General features: G+C 67.2%; 28 protein-coding genes. 18 read left to right on the forward strand and 10 right to left on the reverse strand.

The window, feature by feature from the left end; all coding sequences use genetic code 11:
• Positions 1 to 210 precede the first annotated feature (210 nt).
• Positions 211 to 789, reverse strand: coding sequence for a hypothetical protein (locus G6N09_RS10100; RefSeq protein ID WP_083022546.1), 579 nt, complete (start codon positions 787 to 789; stop codon positions 211 to 213).
• 60 nt (positions 790 to 849) lie between these two features.
• A complete protein-coding gene (locus G6N09_RS10105) occupies positions 850 to 1,221 on the reverse strand; it encodes a DUF3054 domain-containing protein (RefSeq protein ID WP_083022547.1) in 372 nt (123 codons plus the stop codon).
• A 47-nt stretch (positions 1,222 to 1,268) separates the two neighbouring features.
• On the opposite strand from G6N09_RS10105, the gene G6N09_RS10110 reads away from it, so the two are divergent.
• The gene (locus tag G6N09_RS10110; RefSeq protein ID WP_083022548.1) at positions 1,269 to 1,712 is read left to right on the forward strand and encodes a hypothetical protein; all 444 of its coding nucleotides are present in this window, start codon (positions 1,269 to 1,271) and stop codon (positions 1,710 to 1,712) included.
• Between the two features lie 234 nt (positions 1,713 to 1,946).
• On the opposite strand, the gene G6N09_RS10115 is transcribed toward G6N09_RS10110, so the two are convergent.
• From G6N09_RS10115 to G6N09_RS10125, 3 genes are all read right to left on the reverse strand, one after another.
• Positions 1,947 to 2,468 carry a hypothetical protein gene (locus G6N09_RS10115; protein ID WP_234806899.1) on the reverse strand — a complete coding sequence of 174 codons (522 nt, stop codon included), beginning with the start codon at positions 2,466 to 2,468 and terminating at the stop codon, positions 1,947 to 1,949.
• Positions 2,469 to 2,604: 136 nt separating this feature from the next.
• Positions 2,605 to 2,787 (reverse strand): hypothetical protein, encoded by a 183-nt coding sequence (locus tag G6N09_RS10120; RefSeq protein ID WP_083022549.1) that lies wholly within the window; start codon positions 2,785 to 2,787, stop codon positions 2,605 to 2,607.
• 15 nt (positions 2,788 to 2,802) lie between these two features.
• The gene (locus tag G6N09_RS10125) at positions 2,803 to 4,278 is read right to left on the reverse strand and encodes an amino acid permease (protein ID WP_083022550.1); all 1,476 of its coding nucleotides are present in this window, start codon (positions 4,276 to 4,278) and stop codon (positions 2,803 to 2,805) included.
• 242 nt (positions 4,279 to 4,520) lie between these two features.
• Here G6N09_RS10125 and G6N09_RS10130 point away from each other — a divergent pair, with 242 nt between their 5' ends.
• The 6 genes from G6N09_RS10130 to G6N09_RS10155 all read left to right on the forward strand — a co-directional run bounded on the left by G6N09_RS10130 (position 4,521) and on the right by G6N09_RS10155 (position 10,362).
• The gene (locus tag G6N09_RS10130; protein WP_083022551.1) at positions 4,521 to 4,949 is read left to right on the forward strand and encodes an MmcQ/YjbR family DNA-binding protein; all 429 of its coding nucleotides are present in this window, start codon (positions 4,521 to 4,523) and stop codon (positions 4,947 to 4,949) included.
• Positions 4,946 to 6,106 (forward strand): FAD-dependent oxidoreductase, encoded by a 1,161-nt coding sequence (locus tag G6N09_RS10135; RefSeq protein WP_083022552.1) that lies wholly within the window; start codon positions 4,946 to 4,948, stop codon positions 6,104 to 6,106. Before G6N09_RS10130 ends, G6N09_RS10135 begins: the two co-directional genes overlap by 4 nt.
• A gap of 211 nt (positions 6,107 to 6,317) precedes the next feature.
• Positions 6,318 to 8,171, forward strand: coding sequence for a molecular chaperone DnaK (gene dnaK, locus G6N09_RS10140; RefSeq protein WP_083022553.1), 1,854 nt, complete (start codon positions 6,318 to 6,320; stop codon positions 8,169 to 8,171).
• Positions 8,168 to 8,788: a nucleotide exchange factor GrpE gene (gene grpE / locus G6N09_RS10145; RefSeq protein WP_083022554.1), complete on the forward strand. Its 621-nt coding sequence runs from the start codon at positions 8,168 to 8,170 to the stop codon at positions 8,786 to 8,788. The genes dnaK and grpE overlap by 4 nt, the downstream gene beginning before the upstream one ends.
• 21 nt (positions 8,789 to 8,809) lie before the next feature.
• The gene (gene dnaJ, locus G6N09_RS10150; RefSeq protein WP_083022555.1) at positions 8,810 to 9,994 is read left to right on the forward strand and encodes a molecular chaperone DnaJ; all 1,185 of its coding nucleotides are present in this window, start codon (positions 8,810 to 8,812) and stop codon (positions 9,992 to 9,994) included.
• Entirely contained in the window at positions 9,991 to 10,362 is a 372-nt protein-coding gene (locus G6N09_RS10155; protein ID WP_083022556.1) for a heat shock protein transcriptional repressor HspR, read from the forward strand. The genes dnaJ and G6N09_RS10155 overlap by 4 nt, the downstream gene beginning before the upstream one ends.
• Positions 10,363 to 10,375: 13 nt before the next feature.
• Here the strand turns inward: G6N09_RS10155 and G6N09_RS10160 are convergent, their stop codons facing one another.
• The 3 genes from G6N09_RS10160 to G6N09_RS10170 are packed head-to-tail and all read right to left on the reverse strand — an operon-like array spanning position 10,376 to position 13,146.
• A complete protein-coding gene (locus tag G6N09_RS10160; RefSeq protein WP_234806883.1) occupies positions 10,376 to 11,278 on the reverse strand; it encodes an aldose 1-epimerase in 903 nt (300 codons plus the stop codon).
• A 3-nt stretch (positions 11,279 to 11,281) separates the two neighbouring features.
• Positions 11,282 to 12,448, reverse strand: coding sequence for an FAD-binding oxidoreductase (locus G6N09_RS10165; RefSeq protein ID WP_083022558.1), 1,167 nt, complete (start codon positions 12,446 to 12,448; stop codon positions 11,282 to 11,284).
• Positions 12,449 to 12,474: 26 nt separating this feature from the next.
• Entirely contained in the window at positions 12,475 to 13,146 is a 672-nt protein-coding gene (locus G6N09_RS10170; RefSeq protein WP_083022559.1) for a GAP family protein, read from the reverse strand.
• 108 nt (positions 13,147 to 13,254) lie between these two features.
• Between G6N09_RS10170 and G6N09_RS10175 the strand changes: the two genes are divergently transcribed.
• On the forward strand, positions 13,255 to 13,731 hold the full coding sequence (locus G6N09_RS10175) for a hypothetical protein (protein ID WP_234806884.1): 477 nt from the start codon (positions 13,255 to 13,257) through the stop codon (positions 13,729 to 13,731).
• Here the strand turns inward: G6N09_RS10175 and G6N09_RS10180 are convergent.
• A complete protein-coding gene (locus G6N09_RS10180; RefSeq protein WP_083022560.1) occupies positions 13,720 to 14,337 on the reverse strand; it encodes a TetR/AcrR family transcriptional regulator in 618 nt (205 codons plus the stop codon). The genes G6N09_RS10175 and G6N09_RS10180 overlap by 12 nt on opposite strands.
• Positions 14,338 to 14,440: 103 nt before the next feature.
• Between G6N09_RS10180 and G6N09_RS10185 the strand changes: the two genes are divergently transcribed.
• The 10 genes from G6N09_RS10185 (at position 14,441) to G6N09_RS10230 (ending at position 25,650) form a co-directional block, all read left to right on the forward strand.
• Complete coding sequence (locus G6N09_RS10185) at positions 14,441 to 15,187, forward strand: nuclear transport factor 2 family protein (protein WP_083022561.1); 747 nt, start codon at positions 14,441 to 14,443, stop codon at positions 15,185 to 15,187.
• A gap of 128 nt (positions 15,188 to 15,315) precedes the next feature.
• Positions 15,316 to 17,862 (forward strand): ATP-dependent chaperone ClpB, encoded by a 2,547-nt coding sequence (gene clpB / locus G6N09_RS10190; protein ID WP_083022562.1) that lies wholly within the window; start codon positions 15,316 to 15,318, stop codon positions 17,860 to 17,862.
• A gap of 160 nt (positions 17,863 to 18,022) precedes the next feature.
• Positions 18,023 to 19,258 (forward strand): PecA family PE domain-processing aspartic protease, encoded by a 1,236-nt coding sequence (locus G6N09_RS10195; RefSeq protein ID WP_083022563.1) that lies wholly within the window; start codon positions 18,023 to 18,025, stop codon positions 19,256 to 19,258.
• Positions 19,259 to 19,403: 145 nt separating this feature from the next.
• Entirely contained in the window at positions 19,404 to 20,618 is a 1,215-nt protein-coding gene (locus tag G6N09_RS10200; protein ID WP_083022564.1) for a PecA family PE domain-processing aspartic protease, read from the forward strand.
• 85 nt (positions 20,619 to 20,703) lie between these two features.
• Positions 20,704 to 21,588, forward strand: a complete 885-nt coding sequence (ttfA, locus tag G6N09_RS10205; protein ID WP_083022565.1) for a trehalose monomycolate transport factor TtfA — start codon at positions 20,704 to 20,706, stop codon at positions 21,586 to 21,588.
• Positions 21,589 to 21,633: 45 nt separating this feature from the next.
• Positions 21,634 to 22,410 (forward strand): SDR family NAD(P)-dependent oxidoreductase, encoded by a 777-nt coding sequence (locus tag G6N09_RS10210; protein WP_083022566.1) that lies wholly within the window; start codon positions 21,634 to 21,636, stop codon positions 22,408 to 22,410.
• Positions 22,397 to 22,945 carry an orotate phosphoribosyltransferase gene (gene pyrE, locus G6N09_RS10215; RefSeq protein ID WP_083022567.1) on the forward strand — a complete coding sequence of 183 codons (549 nt, stop codon included), beginning with the start codon at positions 22,397 to 22,399 and terminating at the stop codon, positions 22,943 to 22,945. Before G6N09_RS10210 ends, pyrE begins: the two co-directional genes overlap by 14 nt.
• A 17-nt stretch (positions 22,946 to 22,962) precedes the next feature.
• The gene (locus G6N09_RS10220; protein ID WP_083022568.1) at positions 22,963 to 23,865 is read left to right on the forward strand and encodes a hypothetical protein; all 903 of its coding nucleotides are present in this window, start codon (positions 22,963 to 22,965) and stop codon (positions 23,863 to 23,865) included.
• A complete protein-coding gene (locus G6N09_RS10225) occupies positions 23,862 to 24,518 on the forward strand; it encodes a TrmH family RNA methyltransferase (protein ID WP_234806885.1) in 657 nt (218 codons plus the stop codon). The genes G6N09_RS10220 and G6N09_RS10225 overlap by 4 nt, the downstream gene beginning before the upstream one ends.
• Before the next feature lie 16 nt (positions 24,519 to 24,534).
• Entirely contained in the window at positions 24,535 to 25,650 is a 1,116-nt protein-coding gene (locus tag G6N09_RS10230; protein ID WP_083022570.1) for a glycoside hydrolase family 76 protein, read from the forward strand.
• Positions 25,651 to 25,670: 20 nt separating this feature from the next.
• On the opposite strand, the gene G6N09_RS10235 is transcribed toward G6N09_RS10230, so the two are convergent.
• A complete protein-coding gene (locus G6N09_RS10235) occupies positions 25,671 to 26,357 on the reverse strand; it encodes a DedA family protein (RefSeq protein ID WP_083022571.1) in 687 nt (228 codons plus the stop codon).
• Positions 26,358 to 26,416 lie beyond the last annotated feature (59 nt).

Below are 26,416 nucleotides of genomic sequence, written 5' to 3' on the forward strand. Positions count from 1 at the left end.
CCTCTCCCATCACAAGTTACCGGCCAGTAACTTAACCCTGGTTACTGGCGGGTAACTTATCGCCAATCGTGCGCAGCACCTGTTCAAGCCCTGCAAGGTGCTCGCTCATAGTGCCACCCCGAGGCGGTTCAGCGCGACGAAGGTAGGCCTAACTGAATCGGCCGGCAACCGCGTGGACCGTCGCGCTCCGGCCAGCGGGCTGGGTCTGATTCAGAAGCCGGGCAGCGGGATGACGATCTCGGGCGGCCGCCGCGTCGTCGTCGGGGTGCTGGGTTCAGTGGGGGCGCTCGGCGTTGTTGAGGTACTCGACGGCGCCGTCGTGGTGGGCGTTTCTGGGGTGCTCGACGTGGTGGGCGGTGCAGTGGTTGTCGTGGGGGTTGGTTCGGCCGTGGTGGACGGCGGCGGTTCGGTCTCGGTCGACGGCGCCGGGTTCTCGCCAACAGCGGTGCTGGGAGTCGCCGGTTCCGGCGCCACGGGTTCCGCGGCAGGTGCGGTCGTGGAAGTCGTCGACGTTGTCGTCGGTGCGGTCGTGGCCGGTTCCTTGTGGACCAGCCCGACCATTCCCCACACCAGCAGGGCCAGCAGGATCGCCGTCAGCACTCCCAGGCCGATCAGAGCGACTGGTCGCAGATACCAGGGAGTCGGGGGTGTCGGCTCCGACCACAGTGGCTGGTGTTCGGTGGGCTCGCGCTGCTCGCTGTAGTAGCCCGGCTCGCCGTAGTGGCCGCCGTAGCCGAGATCGGCCCGCTGGGTGGGCTCGCTGTTCTGGTCCTGCGGCGGTCGGTTCACGCACACCGAGGATAGGGGCCGCGCCTGACGAAACCCCGCGACGAAACTGGCCGAAATCCGTCAGTTGACCGAGTGTCGGCGGGCGACAAGGGCGAACACTGCCCGCCAGCCGAGCAGAAACACGGCGGTCACTGTGGCCGCGACCAGGACGAAACTGCGTGCCACGCCGGCCGAGGTCGCTTCCCGCAGGAGCATGCCGACCAGCACCGTCGATATCCAGACTGTCACCCCGGTCGGCAGCACGGCAGTGGGAGCACGCCAGCCGCGAGACAGTAGCCAGCCCACCGCCGTGCCGCTCAGAAACGGCCATGCGGTGGTTGCCAGGCCGCTGATCGTCAGGCCTTCATCGTGGCTACGACGGCCGAGGGCGCAGAAGATCAGGACGGCCACCACGTCGATACCAAGCCAGGCGGGTTGCCGCGGTGATTGCATGCGGCGACAGTACCGGGCCGCGTGCCTACCGATACGGGGGAATCGTGATGACCGTCGGCAACTGGGGGACCTTAGGCACGGGCGGGATGGTGACCACCGAGGGCAACGAGGGCAGGTGCGGTCGGTGGCGGTGGGGTGGCTCGCTGGGCGCCGGGGCCTGCTGGACCGGCGGTTGCTGGGGTGGGGCCTGTCGTGGCGGCGCGGCAGATGGCGCCGTGGTGCTGGGTGCGCTGGACGAGGCGCTGGTCGAACTGCTGCTGGTACTGGTCGTGGTGCTGGTGGCGCTGGACGAGCTGGTCCCCGGGGCGGTGCTCCCGCCGCCGGGTCCGCGGCTGGTCAGTTGGATGATTCCCCAGACCACCAGCGCAAGCATGACCGCGATGAGCCCGAACCAGGCGACCAGCACCGATCGTCGGCGGAACCAGGGAATGGCGGGCGTCGCCGCGAAGTCCGAAGCCGCCGGGGTGGGCGGCTCCTCGAAGGGGTTGTAGGCGGCGTATTGGGTGGGGGCGTCGCCGGGGCCCTGGCCGGGACCGCCGGGATTGTGCCCCGGGTTGGGGGGACCGAACGGTGCCGGATGGGGGCCGGGCGGCAGTGGGCCGCGCTGGCCGTAGGGCGTGAACCGAGTCTGGTCCTCGCTGGGTTTGTCGGAGCCACCTGAAGATCCGAAGCGCGCCATTTCATCGATCGTAACGGAAAGCGCTGACTGCGACGGGCGCTGAAAATCAGAAGGTGTCGACCTTGTCGATGCTGACGACCATCCCGTGGCCGGTGCGGTCGTTGGTGAACCGAGTGCCGTCGATATCGGCTTTGATGGTCCAACCCGCGGCCTCATACATCAGGTAATCGATCGTGACCACCGGGATGTCGCCCAGATTGCCCAACACCCACTGCACCGTCCCGTCGGCGCTGACACTGACGCCGTTGGTGTGATGTCCGTCTTTGAGCGGGCTGTTGGTGAACTCCGCCTCGCAGTCGACCTGTGGTGAGGAGATCTGGCAGCGGGTGCGGCCCGATTTCGTCTCGATGAACACGTAGCCGTTGTCGTCGGGAGGCAGCGGAATGACCTCGGCCGGCCGGTTCGGGGTGACCGGGGTAGTCGGGGCCGGAGGGTTCGGCGGCGCGGTGCTGGTCCGGGGCGGGCGAAAAGACGGCTCCGCCGGCCCTTCTCCGCCCGGCACGGCCGTCGGGTGACCGTCGACGGTGCTACTGCATCCGGCCAGTAGCAGCGCGGCCGCCAGCGTCAGCTTGACGAACGTCCTGGGCCTCGTCTGGTCTGGTTTCCGCACGCATTCCCCCGCCGACGTCACTTGCGGCCAGCGTACGCATCCCGTGACTTTCGTGGCTGTAGTGACGCGCGGTACTGCCGGTGCGACGCCTGGGTCAGGAGAAGTCGCGGAACGCCAGGGCCATGCCGAGCACCGCCGTCACCGCGGCGAGCCCGTAGCCCACCAGCGACCACCAGCCGGCATGCAGGTATGCGGTGACGGCCACGATCGCGATGGCGCAGAAGAACAGCACCATTCCATACAGCGGGGGTCTGGCTGCGTATCGGTTGCGGGCCATGGGCGCTCGAGCCTTCTACTCGTCCGGGTCCGGCTGTGCGGCCACAGTCGGCGACTTCTCGGGGGGGTGTTGCACGGTCGCGGCGTGCACCCGATCACGCACCAGGTACCAGCCGCCGACCAGAGCCGGTGTGCCGATGAGCAGAACGCCCCAGATGAACGGGCCGCTGCGGTGATCGAACAGCATCAGCACCAGGACGCAGCCCAGGAAGGCCAACGTCGCGTATCCGCTGTAGGGAGCCATCGGCATCCGGAACGAGGGCCGTTGCAGCACCCCGGCCTTGGCCAGGCGCAGCATGCGCAGCTGGCAGACCACGATCGTCGCCCACGACGTCATCACCCCGACCGAAGCGATGTTGAGCACGATCTCGAACGCCTGGCCGGGACGAAGCGCGTTGAGCAGCACACCCAGCAGGCCCACGCTGCTCGTGAGCAGAATGCCGCCGTAGGGCACGCCGTTCTTCGATATCTTGCCGGTGAACGCGGGGCCGCTGCCGTTGACGGACATCGATCGCAGGATCCGTCCGGTGGAGTACAGCCCGGCATTGAGGCTGGAGAACGCCGCCGTCAGCACCACCACGTTCATGATGCTGCCGGCCCCGGTGAAGCCGACCTTGGAGAAGAACGTGACGAACGGGCTCTGGTGCTCTTTGAAGGCGGTGTAGGGCAGCAGCAGCGCCAGCAGCACCACCGACCCCACGTAGAAGATCGCGATCCGGGCCACCACCGAGTTGATCGCTCGCGGCATGACCTTCTCGGGATCGGGAGTCTCGCCGGCGGCGGTTCCCACCAGCTCGACCCCGGCGTAGGAGAACACCACTCCCGAAGTCACCAACACCAGGGGGATCAGGCCGGTCGGCAGGAAGCCGCCGTTGTGGGCGATCAGTTGCAGGCCGGTCTCCTGGCCGTCGACCTGGTATCGGCCGCCCAAGAAGATGGTGCCGACGATCAGGAACGTCAGCAGCGCGATCACTTTGACCAACGCGGCCCAGAACTCCAGCTCGCCGAAGAGCTTCACCGAGATCAGGTTCATCGACAGGACCGCCAGCAGCGCGATCAAGGCCAGCGCCCACTGCGGGATCACCGCGAACAGGTGCCAATAGTGGAAGTAGGCGGCTATCGCGGTGGTGTCCACGATGCCCGTCATCGACCAGTTCAGGACGTAGAGCCACCCGGCGACGAATGCGGTTTTCTCCCCGAAGAATTCGCGCGCGTAGGAGACGAACGATCCGGTCGTCGGCCGGTGCAGCACCAGCTCGCCGAGCGCACGCAGGATGAGAAAGACAAAGGCGCCGCAGACCGCGTAAGCGATGAACAGGCCCGGCCCGGCCGAGGCAAGCCGACCGCCGGCACCCAGGAACAACCCGGTGCCGATAGCGCCGCCCAGGGCGATCATCTGCAGCTGCCGGGGCGCCAGGTCTTTGCGGTAGCCCTCGTCCTCGCGGGCCAGCGTCGCCTGGGAAGCCAGGTGAGAGTTGGGGGCTTGTGCCATCGCGCTATTTACCGTGCCTGTCGTCGTGAGGTTCGTGCCATGGTGTCAGAGGCGCCCCGAGTAGGCCAGCCCTGATAGCCGAGGTGCCTCCGGCGTGGCGGCCGCCGTGGATTACCACGAACGACTGCTATCTTGCGGTGCTCCCAAGCCGGTTTACGCCGGGCCGCCGAGTCAGCCGAAGCTGAGCGCCGCGCTGGCCGCGACCCGAGGACGGTACGTAAGGGCTGGTTAGGGTTGAGGTCATGGCCGATCGACCCGCGCGAGTCGCAGACGTGCACGAAGTCGCCGCGGCTATGCCCCACGTAACCAGAATCGAAGGGCCGAAAGGCAATCCGATCTACCAGGTGGGCGGTAAATCGTTTGTGTTCTTTCGTACCGCACGGCCCGATGCCACGGACCCGGTAACCGGCGAGGCCTACCCCGATGTCATCGTGATCTGGGTGGAGTCGGACGCCGACAAACAGGCCCTCATCCAAGACCCCACCACACCGTTTTTCACCACTGACCATTTCAACGGTCACCTGTCCGTTCTGGTTCGGGAGGCAGACTTGCACACGATCAGCGCGAGTGAACTGACCGAAGTGCTCCAGGACGCCTGGCTCTCTCGCGCTTCGAACAGGCGAAGAGCCGCCTGGCTGGCTACCTGCGGCAACGACGGTTCGGGCCGATGAACTGGCGGATCGGCGTGGTCGGGGCCGGCATCGCCGGGCTGGCGACCGCGATCGGGCTGCAGCGTCGTGGCCACGATGTCACCGTCATCGAACAGCGGACCGACACGTCATCGGGCGCGGGGATCAGCATCTGGCCCAATGCCCTGGCCGCCTTGGACCACCTCGGTCTCGGTGACGCGGTCCGCGCGGCGGGCGGCGGCATCACTGCAGGCGCGGCCCGCTGGCACGACGGGTCGTGGCTGCGCCGCCCCGAGACGGAACGAATCGTCAGGGCGCTCGGCGAACCGCTCGTCGTCGTGCAACGCTCCGCACTGCGTGACGTACTCACCCACGCGTTGCCGGTGGGCGCCGTCGAGTACGGCCTTGCCGCCACTGCGGTGACGACCGCCGGTGACGTTGCGCAACTTCACTTTTCTGACGGCTCAACCCGCACTTTCGACGCCGTAGTCGGCGCCGACGGCACTAACTCGGCGGTGGCTCGCCATCTCAACGGCCCACTGAGCCAGCGCTATGTCGGGTATACGGCCTGGCGTGGAGTCGCCGCTTATGCCCTCGATCCAGACCTGGCCGGGAAAACCCTGGGGCCCGGGGTGGAGACCGGTCATATCCCCATGGGCCCGGACCTTACTTACTGGTTTGCCACCGAGCGGGCGCCCGAGCCGCGACGGGCGCCGGAGGACGAGCTGGCCTACCTGCGGGCGAAGTTCGCCCGGTGGGCCGACCCGCTGCCAGGCATTCTCGCCGCGACCGATCCGTCGGACGTGCTGCGCGACGACCTCTACGACCGCAGTCCAGCCCGGTGCTGGGCGCGAGGTCCGATCCTGTTGGTCGGCGACGCCGCCCACCCGATGCGGCCGCACCTCGGGCAGGGCGGATGTCAGGGTTTGGAGGACGCCGCGATCTTGGCCGAATTCGTCGGGCAGGAGCCCGACCTGCCGACCGCATTCACGCGGTTCGCCTCCTTTCGTCGTCGACGGGTGGCATCGGTGGTGCGGGAGTCGGCGTGGCTGGGGCGGGCCGTCAACGTGCGGTCGGATCTGCTCAGCGCCGTCATCAGCCGCTCCAGTGCGATGGTCCCGGAGTTCGCGCTGATGAGGCATATGGCCTCGATCGCCGCGCGAACCGCGTTCGTGCTGCCTCCGGGTCCCAGCCGCTGATCAGCGGAACCGCTCCGATCTCGACAGCCGTGGCGCCCGCGGGCCGACAGCTGTGAGCTGGCGGGAACAAACCCGGGACCCAGCCCGTTGACCACATCGACAAGTTGAGTCATAAGCACTCAAGTCTAGGTTGACAGGAAGGCCGCTCGAGGAGCATTCTTGAGCGCAGTCCGCTCAGACTAGGGATATCGTCTATCAGGGAGGAATCACAATGGCTCGTGCGGTCGGAATCGACCTCGGGACCACCAACTCGTGCGTCGCAGTGCTGGAGGGCGGCGACCCCGTCGTCGTAGCCAACTCAGAGGGCTCGCGCACCACCCCGTCGGTCGTGGCGTTCGCCCGCAACGGCGAGGTTCTGGTTGGCCAGCCCGCCAAGAACCAGGCGGTCACCAACGTCGACCGCACCATCCGCTCGGTCAAGCGCCACATCGGCACCGACTGGAAAGTCGAGATCGACGGCAAGGACTACACCTCGCAGGAGATCAGCGCCCGCGTGCTGATGAAGCTCAAGCGCGACGCGGAGGCCTACCTCGGTGAGGACATCACCGACGCGGTCATCACCGTGCCGGCCTACTTCAACGACGCCCAGCGCCAGGCCACCAAGGAAGCCGGCCAGATCGCCGGCCTGAACGTGCTGCGCATCGTCAACGAGCCGACCGCGGCTGCGCTGGCCTACGGCCTGGACAAGGGCCACAAGGAACAGACCATCCTGGTGTTCGACCTCGGTGGCGGCACCTTCGACGTCTCCCTGCTGGAGATCGGCGAAGGTGTGGTCGAGGTGCGGGCCACCTCCGGCGACAACCACCTCGGTGGCGACGACTGGGACGACCGGGTCGTCGACTGGCTGGTCGACAAGTTCAAGGGCACCTCGGGCATCGACCTGACCAAAGACAAGATGGCAATGCAGCGGCTGCGTGAGGCCGCCGAGAAGGCCAAGATCGAGCTGTCCAGCTCGCAGAGCACCTCGATCAACCTGCCCTACATCACCGTCGACGCCGACAAGAACCCGCTGTTCCTCGACGAGCAGCTCACCCGGTCGGAATTCCAGAAGATCACCCAAGATCTGCTGGACCGCACCCGCAAGCCGTTCCAGTCGGTGATCAAGGACGCCGGTATCTCGGTATCGGAGATCGACCACGTGGTGCTGGTGGGTGGATCCACCCGGATGCCCGCGGTCACCGACCTGGTCAAGGAGCTGACCGGTGGCCAGGAGCCCAACAAGGGCGTCAACCCCGACGAGGTTGTCGCCGTGGGTGCCGCGCTGCAGGCCGGTGTGCTCAAGGGCGAGGTGAAAGACGTTCTGCTGCTTGATGTCACCCCGCTGTCCCTGGGTATCGAAACCAAGGGCGGCGTGATGACCAAGCTGATCGAGCGCAACACCACCATCCCGACCAAGCGCAGCGAGACCTTCACCACCGCCGACGACAACCAGCCGTCGGTGCAGATCCAGGTCTTCCAGGGTGAGCGCGAAATCGCTTCGCACAACAAGCTGCTCGGTTCGTTCGAGCTCACCGGAATCCCTCCGGCCCCGCGTGGTGTCCCGCAGATCGAGGTGACTTTCGACATCGACGCCAACGGCATCGTGCACGTCACCGCCAAGGACAAGGGCACCGGCAAAGAGAACACGATCAAGATCCAGGAAGGCTCCGGCCTGTCCCAGGACGAGATCGACCGGATGATCAAGGACGCCGAGGCGCACGCCGAGGAGGACCGCAAGCGTCGGGAAGAGGCCGACGTACGCAACCAGGCCGAATCGCTCGTCTACCAGACGGAGAAGTTCGTCAAGGAGCAGCGTGAAGCCGACGGTGGCTCGAAGGTTCCCGAGGACACCCTCGCCAAGGTCGACTCCGCTATCGGTGACGCGAAGAAGGCCCTTGATGGCACCGACATCGGCGCCATCAAGGCGGCGATGGAGAAGCTGGGCGTCGAGTCACAGGCGCTGGGTCAGGCGATCTACGAGGCCACTCAGGCCGAGCAGGCGGCCAATGACGCCGCGTCCGGCGGGTCTTCCCGGGACGACGACGTCGTGGACGCAGAGGTGGTCGACGACGGAGACGTCAAGTGAGCTCGGAGGGTTCAGCGAACTCGACCGATCTACCTCCGGAGAGCGTCACCGTCACCGACAAGCGGCGTATCGATCCCGAAACCGGTGAAGTGCGTGAAGGTTCCTCCGGTCCGGCCCCCAGTGGGCCGGCACCGGAGGAGTCGGGGGTCGATGATTCACAGGTCGACCCGCTGGCCGAGCTCACCGCGGACCTGCAGCGCGTACAGGCGGACTTCGCCAACTACCGCAAGCGTGCGCTGCGTGATCAGCAGAATGTCGCGGACCGCGCCAAGGCCGCCGTGGTGACCGAGCTGCTCGGGATCCTCGACGATCTGGATCGGGCCCGCAGTCACGGTGATCTGGAGTCGGGTCCGCTGAAAGCGGTGGCGGACAAGCTGTCCGGTGTTCTCACCGGGATGGGACTGTCCGCGTTCGGTGCCGAGGGCGACGAGTTCGACCCGTCCCTGCATGAGGCGGTCCAGCATGAGGGCGAGGGCAGCCACTCGGTGATCGGTGCCGTGCTGCGGCAGGGCTACAAGCTGGGTGAGCAAGTGCTGCGGCACGCGATGGTCGGCGTGGTCGACACGGTGCCCGGCGCGGGCTCGGTCGTCGACGGCGACACCACTGAAGACAAATGACAGGTAAGGAGGTGACGCGTCATGGCTCAGCGTGAATGGGTCGAAAAGGACTTCTACAAGGAGTTGGGCGTCTCCTCCGACGCCAGCGAGAAAGAGATCAAGAGCGCCTACCGCAAGTTGGCCTCCGAACTGCATCCGGACCGGAACCCGAACAACCCGGCTGCCGCGGATCGCTTCAAGGCGGTCTCCGAGGCCTACAGCGTGTTGTCCGACGAGGCCAAGCGCAAGGAGTACGACGAGACCCGGCGGCTGTTCGCCGGCGGTGGCTTCGGGCGGCGCTTCAGTGGCGGCGGCGAGAACTTCGATCGGTTCTCCACCGGTGGTGACGGCAACGAGTTCAACCTCAACGACCTGTTCGGTGCGGCCGGCCAGACCGGCGGGGCCAACATCGGTGATCTCTTCGGCGGCCTGTTCGGGCGGGGCGCGCAGCAGCGGCCCAGCCGGCCACGTCGCGGCAACGACCTGGAGACCGACTCGGAGCTGAGCTTCCTGGAGGCCACCAAGGGCGTGGAGATGCCGCTGCGGCTGACCAGCGCCGCGCCGTGCACCAACTGCCACGGCAGTGGAGCGCGGCCCGGCACCAGTCCGCGAGTGTGCGTTTCTTGCAACGGATCCGGGGTGATCAGCAGCAACCAGGGTGCCTTCGGGTTCTCTGAGCCGTGTACTGACTGCCGCGGCAGTGGGTCGATCATCGAGCACCCGTGCACGGAGTGCAAGGGTACCGGTCGGGCCGCTCGGACTCGGACCATCAATGTGCGGATTCCGCCGGGAGTCGAAGACGGCCAACGGATTCGGCTGGCCGGTCAGGGTGAGGCCGGCCTGCGCGGCGCACCCTCGGGCGACTTGTACGTGACGGTGCGGGTGCGTCCGGACAAGGTCTTCGGCCGCGATGGGGATGACCTGACGGTCACCATCCCGGTGAGCTTCTCCGAACTCGCTTTGGGTACCACCCTTTCGGTGCCCACATTGGATGGCAAGGTCGGTGTTCGCGTACCCAAGGGCACCGCCGATGGCCGGATCCTGCGCGTGCGGGGCCGCGGTGTGCCCAAGCGCGGCGGCGGCAACGGCGACCTGCTGGTCACGGTCAAGGTCGCGGTGCCCCCGAACCTGGAGGGCTCGGCGCAGCAGGCGCTGGAGGCCTATGCGGAAGCGGAGCGTTCCAGCGGATTCGACCCGCGGGCCGGCTGGGCGGGTAACCGATCATGAGCGCGGGAGAGAACTCCCGTACGTTCCTGATATCGGTGGCCGCCGAGCTGGCCGGGATGCACGCCCAGACGCTGCGCACCTACGACCGGATCGGGCTGGTCAGCCCGCGCCGCAGCTCCGGCGGCGGACGGCGCTACTCCGAACGCGACGTCGACATGCTGCGAGAGGTGCAGCGGCTGTCGCATGACGAGGGCGTCAACCTGGCCGGAATCAAGCGAATCATCGAGCTCACCAACCAGGTCGAGGCCCTGCAGTCGCGGGTCAAGGAGATGGCTGCCGAGCTGGAGAGGTTGCGTGCCAACCAGAGTCGCGAGATCGCGGTGGTGCCCAAGAGTACCGCTGTGGTGGTCTGGCAACCGCGTCGCTGATTTTCTCGCGGGGTTAGCTGACCCGGATCGAGAACTGGGCCACGCCTGGTTGCCCTGGTCGGGCGAGCGCATAGCCCCCGCTGCGCAGCGCGTCGGTGGGCGCGGCCATGGGCTCGAAGCAGACCACATCTTCGGTGGCCGGCGCGTAGATCTGTGCCGCCGGATATCCGTGGTCGAAGCGGACCTCGATGCGTCGGTCGCCGCCGGAGACCGCGAACACCGACCCATCCGCCACCTCGTCGAAACCGTGGTCGAAAGCCTTGTCGCCCAACACCTCTGTGCTGGCCGGGTGAGGCGCGAGCTCGCCGGTGGGTAGGCCGTGCGCATCGACGACCCGGGACCGCATCAGCGGGGTGTCGATGCGCCACTGGGGCCGCGGTGCGTCGGGCAGCTGGAAATAGGGGTGGAAGCCGAAGCACAGCGGCACCGCCGCCTCGCCGGTGGCAGTGACCTTGGTGCGCATCGTCAAGGTGCGGTCGGCGAGCGTGATCGCCAGCTCCAGAAGGTGCGGGAACGGGAATGTCGCCAACAGGTCTGGTCTGGAGCCGAAGTCCAGCTCAGCGGTCAGCGTAGATACTGACCGCGCAGTCACCCGCCAGCCGGTGTCTCCTGCGAGGGTGCCGTGGATCGGTGCGCCGAAGGCGTCGGCGTGCACCCCACCCAATCCCGGGGTGAGCTTCACCGAAGTTGCACCGACCCGATAGTCGTTGCCGCTGAGTCGATTCGCCCACGGATACAACAGGGGAATGCCCATGGTCTTGTGTGCGTCGAGGTAGGCGGCCACTCCGTGGCGCTGGCCGAGCAGTTCTGCTCCGTCATCGCACAGCGACGTCCCGATCATGCCGGCTTGTGGCACGAACGTCGCGGTGAGCCGCGACGAAGAATCCGACAAGACGCAAGGCTCGAGATCGCTCACTTCTCACTCCGATAGCGGGTCGTGTTGAATGCGTTGTGGGGGAGCTCCTTTGGCGATCAGCGCGGCCACCGTCGCGCGCGTCATCTTTGGTCCTCCGCAGACCAGGATCTGCCGGTCGCCCCAGCCGCCGTAGCGGGTGACCACCTCTGCCAACTGCCCGGTCTGTCGCACGTGCAGCCCTCGTGGCGGTGTCACATCGGGGTAGTCGCCGGCCCATCCCGGATCTCGCGCGTACTCCGAGACCGGAGTCACCGACAGCCACGGGTTGTGTGCCGCGATCTGCCACAGGATGGGCAGGTCGTAGAGCTCACAGGGATACCTGCCGCCGAAGAACAGGTGCACGCGGGGGTTCACCGCCCACCGGGTGAGGTCCATGATGATCGACCGCAGCGGCGCCAACCCCGTGCTGCCGGCCACCATCAGGATGTCGCCGGCGTCCCGGTCAACGTGCAGTCCGCCGTGCGGGCTCGACAGTCGCCACCGGTCACCGGGCCTGGTCTCATGCACGACCGCGGTGCTGACCAGACCTCCGGGCACTACGCGGACGTGGAACTCGATGGCCCCGGTCACGTCCGGCGGCATGCTTGGGCTCAAGTAGCGCCATGACCGCGGGCACTGGGGCACCTCGACTTTGACGTACTGGCCACTGTGATAGGGCAGCGGCTGATCCAACTGCAGCCGCACCACGGCCAGGTCGCGCGAGACCCGGAGGAACTCGACGACGGTGCCGTCCCACCATGCCGGACCCTCTTCGGCATCGGCGGCACCGCCCATCACCCCGACGATCAGGTTCAGTGCTTCACGGGCGGCGTCGTCGACGGCCGTGGTCCACCGGTCGGCCAAGGCGTCACGCAGGGCTGCGAAGAGCACCTGACGAACCACTACGTAATGACGTTGCGTCACACCGTACTTACGGTGATCGCGTCCCAGCTGGGCCAGGAACGACACGGGAGTCTGAGCTCGCTGAGCGATGAATTCGCCGAATACCCAACTCATGGCGTGGGCAAAGGCAGACCGCGAGGTGGTCAGGTCAGCGGGAAACAGGTCACGCACCGAGGGGTCAGTGCCAAACCATCGGGTGAAGAACTGGGCGACCACTCCGGAACCGTCGGGTGGCTCGGCAAATGCCTCGTGCAGGACGCGCAATGCGTCACGGTCGTCCAGGCCCACGGCCGCGATCTTAATGCGGGCGCCGGCTAGAGCGCGTGAATCCCGTTGTAGACCACCATCGCACCGATGAGCACTAAGACGACGGCGACCAGCGCGGCGTGCTGCTGCTCCATCCAGTCCTTGAGTCTGATCAGAGTCGGATCAAGCCGGTGACTGGCCGCCAGGTAGCCCAGAACCGGAATCGCCACCGAGGACGCGGCGAGCGCGACGAAGAAGACGGCCGACGGCCAGCTGTCGGTGAGGCGCATTCCGGCACTGCCGATGGCCAGGCCCGCGGCCGCGCACATGAACAACACCTCCGGTCGAACCACGGCCAGCACCGCGGCCGTCACTCCGGCGCGCAGGGGTGTCATGGAGGTGAAGGAACGCATCCAGCGCGGCATCTCGCTGGGTCCGTGCCGGTTCGCCCAGCGGTAGACCCCGAACGCCATCAGCGCCCCACCGACCACGATCCGCAGCCACGACGCCCAGGTCGGTGGCGACTTGTGCAGCCCGCCCAGCAGGCCGGATATCGCGATGAAGGCGACGGTCAGGGCGGCCAGGGCTGCCAGCCAGCCGATCAGAAAGGCCAGCCCGCTCTGGCGGGGACGTGCGGAGCTCAACACCAGCACCGCCGGGATGACGGTGAGCGGGGAGAGTGCCACCACCAGGGCGAGCGGGATCAACGCGGTCCACACCGAAGCCAGGCTGGTCGTCATAGCAGCACCGTAACGGACATGTCCCGATTGACCTGGTAGCGACGAAGCCACTCTTGCCTGATACCCATACGGGGTATAGGTTTCATGGAACAGCTACGAGAGGCGGACATGTCTTCCACGTCAGAATGCCGCGACCGGCCACGCCCGGCGGGCCCCGCCGGGCGCCGCTTCGGGGCGGCGGGAGTGCTTGCCGCGCTGACCTGCACGCTGGCGTGTTGCCTGCCGGCTGTCCTGGTGGCGCTCGGGGTCGGAACGTCAGCCGTCGCCGGGGCGGGGCATGCCGGACACGGGGCCGGCCAATCCCCGGGGTGGTTGGCCGTGCTCCTCGAAGCGCTACATCGGATCAGCCCGGTCCTCTTGATCGTGTCCATCGTGCTCGTCGCCACTGCGTTGGGGCTGCGCCGCCGCGCGGCCGTGTTGCCCGCACTGATCGCCGGTGCGGTGCTCTACCTCAGCGTGCACGGGCAAGCCGATCCAGTGGTCATGTACGTCGGGATGGCACTGGGCTACGGCGTTTGGGTAGCCCTGTATCTCTGGACGCGTCCGCGACCAGGCGTGGACGCCTGCGGGGCATCAACCCTGTGACGGAGTGGTCCCGCTGAGCTCGGCTCGCACCAGGCTGGTTGCGAACTTCACCAGCTCGTCGCGGCTGACGTGGAGCCGGCCGTCGGCCCAGTCGAGCACTAAGGCGGTGAGTCCGCCGGACAGTGCGCTGGCGCTCATGGCTTGAATCGCGGTGACCGACGATGAGCCACCATTGCCGGCCGGGCCGGCCAACGAGCTCAGCAGGCCGGGCAGGACGTCGGCTCGGTGGTCGGCGAGCAGGCTGCTGGACTGCGGCTCGCGCAGCAGGATCCGTAGGCGCCGGGGATCCTCCTCAAAAAAGGCCACCGCGCTGTTCAGTGCCACGCCGATCGGAGGCACTTTGCCGTCGGCGCCGACCATGAGCGTGAGCAGTTCGGCGTTGCAGTGGTCATACACGGCCAGAACCAGTTCGTCGGTGTCGCTGAAGCTTTCGTAGAAGTATCGAAGGCTGAGGCCCGCCAGGCGGCAGGCCGCGCGCATGGTGACGCCTGCCGTGCCCCCGGTGCCCATCAGCTCGATCCCGGCCTGGACCAACTGGGCCCGGCGAACCTGGGCGCGGTCATCATGGGTCTGACCGCGCCATACCCGCGGCGCTCTGGTCTCCATCGCCCACCCTCATCTCAAGTTATAGGAATCAATTGATTCTACTTGTACCGCCTGACAGCATAGGGGAACCAAACGATTCCCATCATGTCGAAAGGCGGGCGCAATGTTCGATGAGGCACTTTTCCGCGAAGCGATCGCCAAACCGCGGCTGCGGCAGCCGCTACCGCAATACCTTGCCGGAAACCGGGCCGGCGGCAAAGTTCCGGTGCTCACCGAGCCTGAGCTCAACGCCATGACCGAGCAGTGGTTCGTCGACCTGGATCGCAAGGTCGCCTATTACGCCGATCGTGGGATCGACGTGGCGTTCACCGTCGAATGGGCCAAGAAGTATTGGTGGAGTTGGCTGATGCGGGACATGTCGCTCAACCACGAGCTCTATACCCCGGACCTGCGCTACAAGGACCCCACCACTTTTGGGCGAACCATCGTGGGGTTGGAGGAGTTCGAGCGCTATAACTTCGCTTTCCTCGACGCCATCCCGGACTGGCGCTATGACCCGCTGCCCGGCCAGATCTACTTCGACATCACCCCAGAGGGTGAGGCCCGGATCGTCGTCCGCTATATCGGTAGCGGTCATTTCAGTGGAACGTTGAAGTTCTATCCCTACGACGATTCCGCCCCGGCGATCCATGGGGTGGGCACCTTCGTGCAGTGCACCGCGGTCGACCGGTACCACTTCAACTCCGACGGACTGATGTACGAAGGGGAGACGCTGTTCGATCTGCTCGACGCCACCCAGTCGGCGGGAGTGCTGCCGTCGGACGACAGTTGGTTGTTCCGGGCGTTGATGGGTGCTTCCCGACTGCCCCGAATGGTGCAGAACGCGCGCCGGACTCTGCGGCTGGCCTGAGCCGGCGCGACCTTTGGCAGAAATATAGACCTGAGCGGAACAGACTCAACCTTGACGGCGTTGGACAACACGACAAGCATTTTCGGCGGGCCGTATGTGGGCCCGCTCTGACCCCGAATGGAGGTGTCGTGGACTCGTTCAACCCGACCACCAAGACGCAGGCAGCTCTGACCGCGGCTTTGCAGACGGCAACCGCCGCCGGCAACCCTGAAATACGGCCCGCGCATCTGCTGCAGGCCCTGTTGACCCAGAACGACGGGATCGCCGCGCCGCTGCTCGAGGCGGTCGGTGTCAACCCGGCGAACATCCGCACCGAGGCCCAGCACCTGATCGACGTGGCGCCCCAGGTGACCAACTCCAACGCGCAGCCGCAGCTGGCGCGTGACGCGCTGGCGGCGATCACCGTCGCCCAGCAGCTGGCCACCGAGATGGACGACGAGTACGTCTCGACCGAACACCTGATGGTGGGCCTGGCCACCGGTGACTCCGACGTCGCCAAACTGCTCACCAGCCACGGGGCGTCACCGCAGGCGTTGCGGGAGGCGTTCGTCAAGGTCCGTGGCAGCGCGCGGGTCACCAGCCCGGACCCGGAGGCCAGCTACCAGGCATTGGAGAAGTACTCCACCGACCTGACCGCCCGCGCCCGCGAGGGCAAGCTTGACCCGGTGATCGGCCGGGACACCGAGATCCGCCGCGTGGTGCAGGTGCTGAGCCGACGCACCAAGAACAACCCGGTGCTCATCGGTGAGCCCGGTGTCGGCAAGACCGCGATCGTGGAGGGCCTGGCCCAGCGGATCGTCGCCGGCGATGTCCCGGACAGCTTGCGCGACAAGACCGTTGTCTCTCTGGACATGGGTTCGATGGTGGCCGGCGCCAAGTACCGCGGCGAGTTCGAGGAACGGCTCAAGGCTGTCCTCGACGAGATCAAGGACTCCGCGGGCCAGGTGATCACCTTCATCGACGAGCTGCACACCATCGTCGGCGCCGGTGCCACCGGTGAGGGCGCGATGGATGCCGGCAACATGATCAAGCCGATGCTGGCCCGTGGTGAACTCCGCCTCGTCGGCGCCACCACACTCGAGGAATACCGCAAGTACATCGAGAAGGACGCCGCGCTGGAACGCCGCTTCCAGCAGGTCTATGTCGGTGAACCCTCGGCGGAGGACACCGTAGGCATCCTGCGTGGGCTCAAGGACCGCTACGAGGTGCACCACGGTGTCCGCATCACCGACTCGGCGCTGGTCGCCGCGGCCACCCTGTCCGACCGTTACATCACCTCGCGGTTCTTGCCGGACAAGGCGATCGACTTGGTCGACGAGGCCGCGTCACGCCTGCGGATGGAGATCGACTCCCGGCCCGTCGAAGTAGACGAGGTCGAACGACTGGTGCGCCGGCTGGAGATCGAAGAGATGGCGTTGAGCAAGGAATCCGACGACGCCTCCAAGGACCGGCTGGTCAAGCTGCGCGCGGAACTGGCCGACTACAAGGAAAAGCTGGCCGAGCTCACCACCCGGTGGCAGAACGAGAAGAGCGCCATCGACGTGGTCCGCGAGCTCAAGGAGCAGCTCGACGCCCTGCGTGGTGAGTCCGACCGTGCCGAACGCGACGGCGACCTGGCCAAGGCTGCCGAGCTGCGGTACGGCCGTATCCCCGAGGTGGAGAAGAAGCTCGAGGCGGCGCTGCCCAAGGCCGAGGCCCGTGAGCAGGTCATGCTCAAAGAAGAGGTCGGCCCCGACGACATTGCCGACGTGGTCAGTGCCTGGACCGGTATCCCGGCCGGGCGGCTGCTGGAAGGCGAGACCGCCAAGCTGCTGCGGATGGAAGAGGAGCTGGGCAGGCGGGTGGTCGGCCAGCGCAAGCCGGTGCAGGCGGTGTCGGACGCAGTACGGCGCAGCCGTGCCGGGGTCGCCGACCCCAACCGGCCGACGGGCTCCTTCCTGTTCCTGGGGCCCACCGGCGTCGGCAAGACCGAGCTGGCCAAGGCTCTGGCCGACTTCCTGTTCGACGACGAACGGGCCATGGTCCGCATCGACATGAGCGAGTACGGCGAGAAGCACTCCGTGGCTCGGCTGGTCGGGGCGCCCCCGGGCTACATCGGCTACGACCAGGGCGGCCAGCTGACCGAGGCGGTGCGTCGCCGGCCCTACACCGTGGTGCTCTTCGACGAGGTGGAGAAGGCCCATCCGGACGTGTTCGACGTGCTGTTGCAGGTCCTCGACGAGGGCCGCCTCACCGATGGCCAAGGCCGGACCGTGGACTTCCGCAACACCATCTTGACCCTCACCTCCAACTTGGGCTCTGGTGGCACCGAGGAGCAGGTGATGGCCGCGGTACGGGCGGCGTTCAAGCCGGAGTTCATCAACCGGCTCGACGACGTGCTGATCTTCGAGGGCCTCAACCCCGAGGAGCTGGTGCAGATCGTCGACATCCAGCTCCAGCAGCTGGCCAAGCGGCTGGCCCAGCGCCGCCTCACCATCGAGGTCTCTTTGGAGGCCAAGAAGTGGCTGGCGCAGCGCGGATTCGACCCGGTTTACGGTGCGCGTCCACTGCGGAGGCTGATTCAGCAGGCCATCGGCGACCAGCTGGCCAAGATGCTGCTGGCCGGACAGGTGCACGACGGCGACGTGGTGCCGGTCAACATCGGCGTGGATGGCGAGTCGCTGGTCCTGGGCTGAGAGTTCCCTCACGCGCAGGCCCCCCGGAAGCAGTTCCGGGGGGCCTTAGCGCTGTCTGAAGCTCCTTTGCGGATGCGGTGTTCAACCTGATCGGTTAGCCTGGCCCTTACTGAGAGATTCCGGTGTTTTCCTGCACCGTTGTTCATCTGGAGGGGTAACCATGTCAGCTCGTCGCCATCGTCTGGTGGGCGCCGTCGGTGCCGTGGGAGCCGTCCTGGCACTGGGTGCCCCCGCCCCTTCGGCTCAAGCCGACTGGGACGACCTGTTCCAGCCCTTCATCGACGCGATCAGCTGGGTCGACCCGGGCATCGCCGCTGACACCGATCCGGGTGCCGCGCTGGCCTCGTTGGACTCCCTGTTCAACGGCTGGTACCAGGACCTCATCTACACCCCCCTCAACAGCATTGCTCCGTGGCTGTTCGGATCGACGTTGGACCTGCCGGGCAGTGCCGCGGCCTACGGACCGGACACCCCGCTGGCCGACCTGCCGGACAGCTTCACCGTTCCGATGGACGTCAACCTCACCACCCAGCCGGTGATCAGCGTCTCGGTCGGTGGCGGCGCAGACGTCGATGTCCTGGTCGACACCGGTGCGGCAGGTCTGGTCGTGCCGATCTGGAACATCAACCCCTTCGGTATCACCGGCCTGCCCACCGGCTTCAACATGGGTCAGTTCGGTGGCGCACTGAACTACTTCTACGTGGAGCTGCCCACCACGGTCACCTTCACCGGCGAGGGCGGGGACACGCTGACCGCCGATACCACGGTGGACGCCGTGCTGTTCGCGTTCCCGTCGGATTTGAATCCCTTCGGCTCCTGGTCCATCGAGAGCTACCTGGCCGGCTCCTCCACCGGAATCCTGGGGATCGGACCGAACGCGCTCGGACCGACCCCCGACCACATTCCGACCGCCGATCTGCCCGGCACCCTAGGCAACGGTGTGCTGATCGACCAGGCCAACAACCAGCTGATCTTCGGGAACAACCCGTATGAGGGCGGCACCGTGATCAACGGCGCGCCCTGGTCGCCCCTCTACGTAAGCATCAACGGCGCGCTACCCACCCAGGTCAACGGCGTCATCGACTCCGGTGGGGTCTTCGGCACCATGCCGTCATCGGCGCTGACCAACTCGGGTGTGACGCCGGTCAACGGCTACCTGCCGAACGGGACCCAGATCCAGGTCTACACCCCGTCCGGGCAGCTGCTGTACCAGTACACCGTCGGCAACACGCCCTACTCGGACAACCCGGCCGACGGAGCCGTGCGCAGCCCGTACGTCACCAACGGGACCAGCATGAACACCGGAAACTGGCTGTTCGCCCAGGAACCGGTCTACATCAACTACCAGGTGCCCGGCGGGCAGACCATCGTCGGCGGCACCCTCATCGAACCCTGATCCACCGACCCCGCTGAGCGGCCCCGCGAAATTTGGCGGTTTCTTGGGTGAATCCCCTGGTGTTCTGCGCCCTTGACTGGGTTAGCTGACGCCCTCGGTCGCGGCTCATCGGATGCCCGCGACCTCCTGCGGGGAGGTTCGGAAGATGACGGCTCGTCGGTGCACGATCGGCGTCACGGCAGCGGCCGGGGTGCTGCTCACCCTGGGGATCTCCGCTTCGCCGGCTCACGCCGACATCGATGATCTGTTCCAGCCCATGATCGACGTGCTCAGCGCGATGGACCCCGGGATAGCCGCAGACACCGACCCCGGTACCGCGCTGGCTTCGCTGGACACGCTGTTCGACGGCTGGTATCAGAACCTCGTCTACACCCCGATCAACGACCTGGACCAGTGGATCTTCGGTGGAGCCGCCGACGCGGGCGTGGCAGGCAGTGCCGCTGCGTCGGGCTTGGCCGCCACGATCCCGGACACCTTCACCGTCCCCTTGCAGGTCAACGCGGCCACAGAGCCGGTGGTGGACATCTCGGTGGGTGGCGGGGCAGCGGTGCCCGTGCTGGTCGACACCGGCTCCTCGGGCCTGACCATACCGATCTCGGACATCAACTGGGCCGGCATCACCGGCCTGCCCACCGGTTTCAACCTGGGCCAATACGGCGGCTCGCTGGACTACTTCTATGCCGAGCTCCCGACCACCGTCACCTTCACCGACGCCGCCGGGGCCACCGTCACCGCCGATACCACCGTCGACGCGGTGCTGTTCGCCTTCCCTGCCGACTTCAACGTCTTCGGTCCCTGGTCCATCGGCGACTACCTAGGGCCGGCAAACGTGGACGGCGTACTGGGCATCGGGGCCAATGCTGTCGGTCCCAGCCCCGACAACATTCCCACCGCGGATCTTCCCGGGGATCTGGGCAACGGTGTACTGCTCGATCAAACCAACGGAGCGATGGTGTTCGGGGACAACCCACTGACCGGCGGGACCACGGTCGACGGGTCGCCCTACGCCACCCTCCTGGTGAGCATCGACGGCCAGCCACCCCAGTCCGTCAGCGCGGTGATCGATTCCGGCGGGGTCTACGGCACGATGCCGGCATCGGTGCTGGGCAACGTCACGCCGACCGCCGGCGGCCTCCTGCCGGACGGAACGACGGTTCAGGTCTACTCCGCAGACGGTTCGACGCTGCTCTACTCCTACACGGTGAACTCGGCCGCCGCCGGCTCCCTGAGCCCGAGCGTGCTCGCCGGCAGTGGCGCCACGATGAACACCGGCAACATCCCGTTCGCTCAGCAGCCCGTCTATATCTCCTACGTCAACGGGTCCACCATCTTCGGCGGATCCAACGCGATCGAACTGTGACGTGACCTGCTGGAATACTGCTGATACAGGGTTGTGATCAGGAACCATTCTCAGTTCGGGGCCGAGAACAGATACGCTAGGCGCAATGGTCCCGCTTTGGTTTACGCTGTCCGCGCTGTGTTTCGTCAGCGCGGCCGTATTGCTGTACGTGGACATCGACCAGCGGCGCGGCCGCAGTCGGCGCCGCAAGTCCTGGGCTCGCTCCCACGGTTTCGACTTCGAGCCCGAATCCGCTGAGATCCTGCACCGCTGGAAGCGCGGCGTGATGTCGACGGTGGGCGAAGCGCCGGTGCGCAATGTCGTACTCGGCCAGATCCGCGGCGAAGCCGTCTACATCTTCGATCTGGACGAAGTGGCGACGGTGATCGCGCTGCACCGCAAGGTCAGCACGAACGTGGTCGTCGACGTGCGGCTCAAGGGCCTGAAAGAACCGCGCGAGAACGACATCTGGTTGCTCGGCGCGATCGGCCCGCGGATGGTGTACTCGACCAACCTCGACGCCGCCCGGCGGGCCTGCGACCGGCGAATGGTGACATTCGCCCACACCGCCCCGGACTGCGCGGAAATCATGTGGAACGAGGCGAACTGGACGCTGGTGAGTATGCCCGTCACCAGTACCCGCGCCCAATGGGACGAGGGCCTGCGCAGCGTCCGCCAATTCAACGACCTATTGCGGGTGCTGCCACCCAACCCACGCAGCCAGCCCGCCGACGCCGTTGGCGCCTCAGCGGGACGGCGCAACGGGCAGCCCAGCCGGCCGCTGGGGTCAGCGGGCGCCACCGAGGCGTCCGAGGACAGTGCGGGTGAGCAGGTTCCGGCGGCGGCATCGCGGCCGGCCGCGTCGGCACCGGGCGGTCCCGCCCCGGCGGCCGAACCGCTGCCACGGCGCCGGCCGAGCCGGGAGTCTTCGGACGTGCTGCACGCCCCGGGTGGCCGCAACGGTCGGCAGACCGCCCACCACCAGCGCTGACGGCCGACGCCGGTCCACACTGGCGGCTTCGTTAGGCTGTCCGTCATGTCTCGCCCCGTTGCCGTGGTCACCGGACCCACCTCCGGGCTGGGAGCGGGCTATGCCCGCCGCTACGCCGCTGACGGCTACGACGTGGTCCTGGTATCTCGCGATGTCGATCGCCTCGAAGCGCTGGCCGCCGAGCTTCGCGGCAGCTACGGCGGAGCCGTCGAGGTGCTGCCCGCCGACCTGACGGACGCCGACGGCCGTGGGCGAGTGGCCGAGCGCCTACACGCCGGAGTGCGGGTGCTGGTCAACAATGCCGGCTTCGGCACGTCCGGGGAGTTCTGGACCGCCGACCCCGCTCTGTTGCAGTCGCAACTGGACGTCAACGTCACCGCGGTCATGCAGCTGACCCGGGCCGCGCTGCCCGCGATGATCGAGGCGGGTGGCGGCAGCGTCATCAACATCGCCAGCGTCGCCGGGTTGCTGTCGGGACGCGGCTCGACGTACTCGGCGTCCAAGGCCTGGGTGGTGTCGTTCACCGAAGGCCTGGCCGGCGGCCTGCACGGCACCGGCGTCGGCATCCACGTCGTCTGTCCCGGCTACGTCCACACCGAATTCCATGAGCGCGCCGGAATCGACATGGCCACCTTGCCGTCGTTTATGTGGATGGAGGTCGACGACGTCGTTACGGCGAGCCTGGCCGACATCGCCCGGGGCGAGGTGGTCAGTGTGCCCGGCCTGCAGTACAAGACATTGGTAGGCGTCAGCAGGTTGATTCCGCGCGGACTGTCGCGCACGCTGACCAACACGTTCGGGAGGGGCCGTGGCCGCACTTAACAACGACGAACGCCAAGAGCTGGCCGCGCTGGTGCGTGAGCTCTCGGTGGTGCACGGCCGCGTGACGCTGTCCTCGGGGGCCGAAGCCGACTACTACGTGGACTTGCGCCGCTCCACCCTGCACCACCGTGCGGGCGCCCTGATCGGGCGGCTGGTGCGTGAACTCACCGACGATTGGAACTATGTCGCCGTGGGCGGCCTGACGCTGGGTGCGGACCCAGTGGCGACCGCGGTGATGCACGCTCCGGGACGTCCGATCGACGCATTCGTGGTGCGCAAGTCGGTGAAAGCCCATGGCATGCAACGTCTTATCGAAGGCTTCGACGTGGCCGGTCAACCGGTGCTGGTGGTCGAGGACACCAGCACCACTGGTGGTTCGGCGTTGACGGCGGTGCGTGCGGTGCGTGAGGCCGGTGGGCAGGTGGTCGGTGTGGTCACCGTGGTCGACCGTGCCACCGGAGCGGCCGAGGCCATCGAGGCCGAGGGCGTGCCGTACCGCAGTGTGCTCGGGCTGGCCGAACTGGGCCTGGGCTGAACGCCCCGAGGACGGTTGTGCGCAGACTGATCGCGATGATGGCGGCGTTGGCCGTGACCTGCGCGGCCGCCTGCTCGGATTCCGCCGCAACCGGGCCCTACGGCGCCCAGGGAGCCCGGATCGATTCGGCCCTGACCGTGCTGGGCTGGGAGATGACCGTCTCCAACCTGCGCTGGGAAGTCGACTACGCACTGATCGACGTCACGGCTCAGGTCGTCGGCGCCCCGAATGCCCCAGCTCCACACGCCGCGGCCGGCGACCTGCGATTCGGGGTGTATGGCACCCCCGCGCATCCGATCGAGGCCACGGGCCTGGGCAGCTGCGCCTTGCTGGGGGAGTTGACGCCGACGCCGCTGTCGGCCAAGGACCCCGACCGGTTGAACGGAACCGTCTGCCTGGGGCCACTCAAGGAACGCAGTGCCGTGCGTGGGGTCTATGTCTATTCGCCCGCAGACCGGATCAAAGACACCACGGTGGCCTATGCCGCGGCGTTCCCGGTGGGGCTGGCGCCGGTCAACCCGGGAGACACCGGTCTGCAGCTCACCACTCAAGGCGTGGCGGCCTACCGGGCCGACGGCATGCCGCTGGCGCCGACGGCCCTGGGTGATCCCAAGGCGTTCACCGGCCTCGGTTATATGGTGCTCAATCTGTCTGCTGACGCGGTGGCAGGCCATTACCTCGACGGGGCTAAGGCACGTGGCGGACCGCTGATGCTGGTCGCCGGACCGTCGACGCCCATGCCCGGCTTGGGCGCGGATTGTCGCGCGGCCGGCTCCTCGGTCCTGATCCTGCCGGAGGCGACGCTGAACTCGGTGCACGTACCGACATCGCTGTGCACGCACGGCGAGATCAACTCCGCCCTGCTGTACCCCTCGGTGTCGGTGGTAGGCACCCACGCCGCCGTGTGGACCACTTCGTGAGCGAACCCGGCGACTCTCCCGGTCCTACCGAGTGGTTCTCGCCGGCCAACGGGGTGGGACCGTGGCAGGGGCAATGGCCCAGCGATCCCCGCTTCGACCCGGAGTTGCTGCGCGAGGGAGATCGCCGCAACGTCGTCGACGCCTACCGCTACTGGACCCGCGAGGCTATCGTCGCCGACATCGACAGCCGGCGCCACCGGCTGCATATCGCGATCGAGAACTTCGGGCACGACGCCAACATCGGCTCGGTGGTGCGCACCGCCAATGCCTTCGCCGTGCACACCGTGCACATCGTGGGTCGCCGACGGTGGAACAGGCGGGGCGCCATGGTCACCGATCGCTATCAGCGGCTACTGCATCACGAAACCGCCGATGATCTCTTGGATTTCGCCACCGCGCACAGCCTCGCCGTTGTCGCCGTGGACAACGTGGCCGGAGCGACGCGCCTGGAGCAGACTGCGTTACCCGCCGACTGCGTGCTGGTGTTCGGCAGCGAAGGACTCGGCATCAGCGATCAGGTTCGCGCCGGCGCGGACCTGGCGGTGTCGATCGCCCAATTCGGCTCGACCCGCAGCATCAACGTCGGCGTAGCCGCCGGAATCGTCATGCACGCCTGGATCAGCCGGCATGGACACCTCGACCAGGCCTGGTAGGGCAGGATCTAGGGCCATGGATCTGCTCTGGGCTAATCGGGCCGAAAGCGCCGAGGCCGCCGTCACCGCGAGACACCTCAAGTCGCTCTGGCACCTGCCGGGCACCCAGCTCGGGGTGGTGGCGTGGCCGCCGATCCGGCGCGCCCCCCATTGGCACTATTGGTGGCAGGCACACCTGCTGGACTGCCTGGTCGACGCCCAGCTGCGTGACCCGCAACCGGAACGGGCCAACCGGATCAAGCGGCAGATCCGCACCCACCGGCTGCGCAACGTGGGCCGCTGGACCAACGCCTACTACGACGACATGGCCTGGCTGGCGCTGGCGATCCAGCGCGCGGCCGGCGTGACCGGTGTCGACCGGCGCCGCGCGCTGGGCACCTTGACTCGTGAGCTGACCGACTCGTGGATGCCCGAAGCCGGCGGCGGCATTCCGTGGCGCAAGGACGAGCAGTTCACCGAGCCGTTCTTTAATGCCCCCGCCAACGGTCCGGCGGGGATCTTCTTGGCCCGCGAACCCGGCTGGCTCGACCGTGCGAGGGAGATGGGCGACTGGATCGACGCCACCCTGATCGACCCGGACACCGACTTGGTTTTCGACGGCATCAGGGGTGGTTCGCTGGTTCGGGCGCAGTACACCTACTGCCAGGGGGTGGTGCTCGGGCTGGAGACCGAGCTGGCCGCGCGTACCGGTGCGCCGCGACATGCCGAGCGGGTCCACCGGCTGGTGGCCGCGATCAGCAAGCACATGGCCCCGGGTGGAGTGATCAAGGGCGCAGGCGGCGGTGACGGCGGGCTGTTCGCCGGGATCACCGCCCGCTACCTGGCCTTGGTTGCCACCGACCTGCCGGGGGAGTCCGACGCCGACGCCCAGGCGCGTGACACAGCCGGCAAGCTGGTGCTGTCTTCGGCGAAGTCGGCCTGGGACTACCGGCAGTCCGTCGACGGGTTGCCGCTGTTCGGTGCGTTCTGGGACCGGATCGCTGGGGTGCCACGCGCAGATGGTGCGGTGGCCACCTCCATCGCCGGCGCAGTACGTGAGTCGGAGGTGCCCGAACGTGACCTGTCGGTGCAGGTGGGGGGCTGGATGCTGATGGAGGCCGCGCACGTCGTCGCGACCGTGCCCGCGCAATGACTCTGCGCTGAGGGTGCGGCCTACTCGGAGTTCTGCGCCGTCAGCGCAGAGTCAGTGCCAACCGAGGGTGCGCGGCGGCTGCGGAAGGCCTTCGCTGTGGCGATGAACGCCGGGATCATCGACACGAACAGGATCGCCAGGACGATCTTTTCCAGATTCTCGTGGACGAACGGAACGTTGCCCAGGAAGTAACCCAGCGTCGTCACCCCGCCGCCCCACAGCACGCCGCCGACAATGTCGAACGCCAGGTAAACGGGATAGCGCATGTACGACACACCCGCCACCACCGGCACGAATGTTCGGACGAACGGTGCGAACCGCGCCAGGATGATCGCCCACGGCCCGTACTTCTCGAAGAAGGCGTGCGACTCGGTGACGTAGTGCTTCTTGAAGAAGCGGGAGTCTTCCTTCTTGAACAGCGCCGGCCCGATTCGCCGGCCGATGAAATAGCCGCACTGATCGCCCAGGATCGCCACGACGGCCACCGCGGGTGCCAGTATCCAGATGTCGGGGGCCAGTCCCTTGGCGGCCAGCAGGCCGCCGGTGAACAGCAGGGATTCCCCCGGCAACAGGGGGAACAGCAGACCGGTCTCGATGAAGACGACCACCAGGATGGCCGGCAGTACGGCGCCGTGGAAGATGCCCCCGGCGCCCAGCCAGTACATCGGATCCAGGAAGCCGGGCATCGCGACCACGGTGGTGCTCATGAGGCACCAACATACCGGGGGGCACCGGCGAAACCGCCCCTGCGATACTCGAAGGCAGT

The sequence above is a fragment of the Mycolicibacter minnesotensis genome (assembly GCF_010731755.1).
Lineage (GTDB): Bacteria > Actinomycetota > Actinomycetes > Mycobacteriales > Mycobacteriaceae > Mycobacterium > Mycobacterium minnesotense.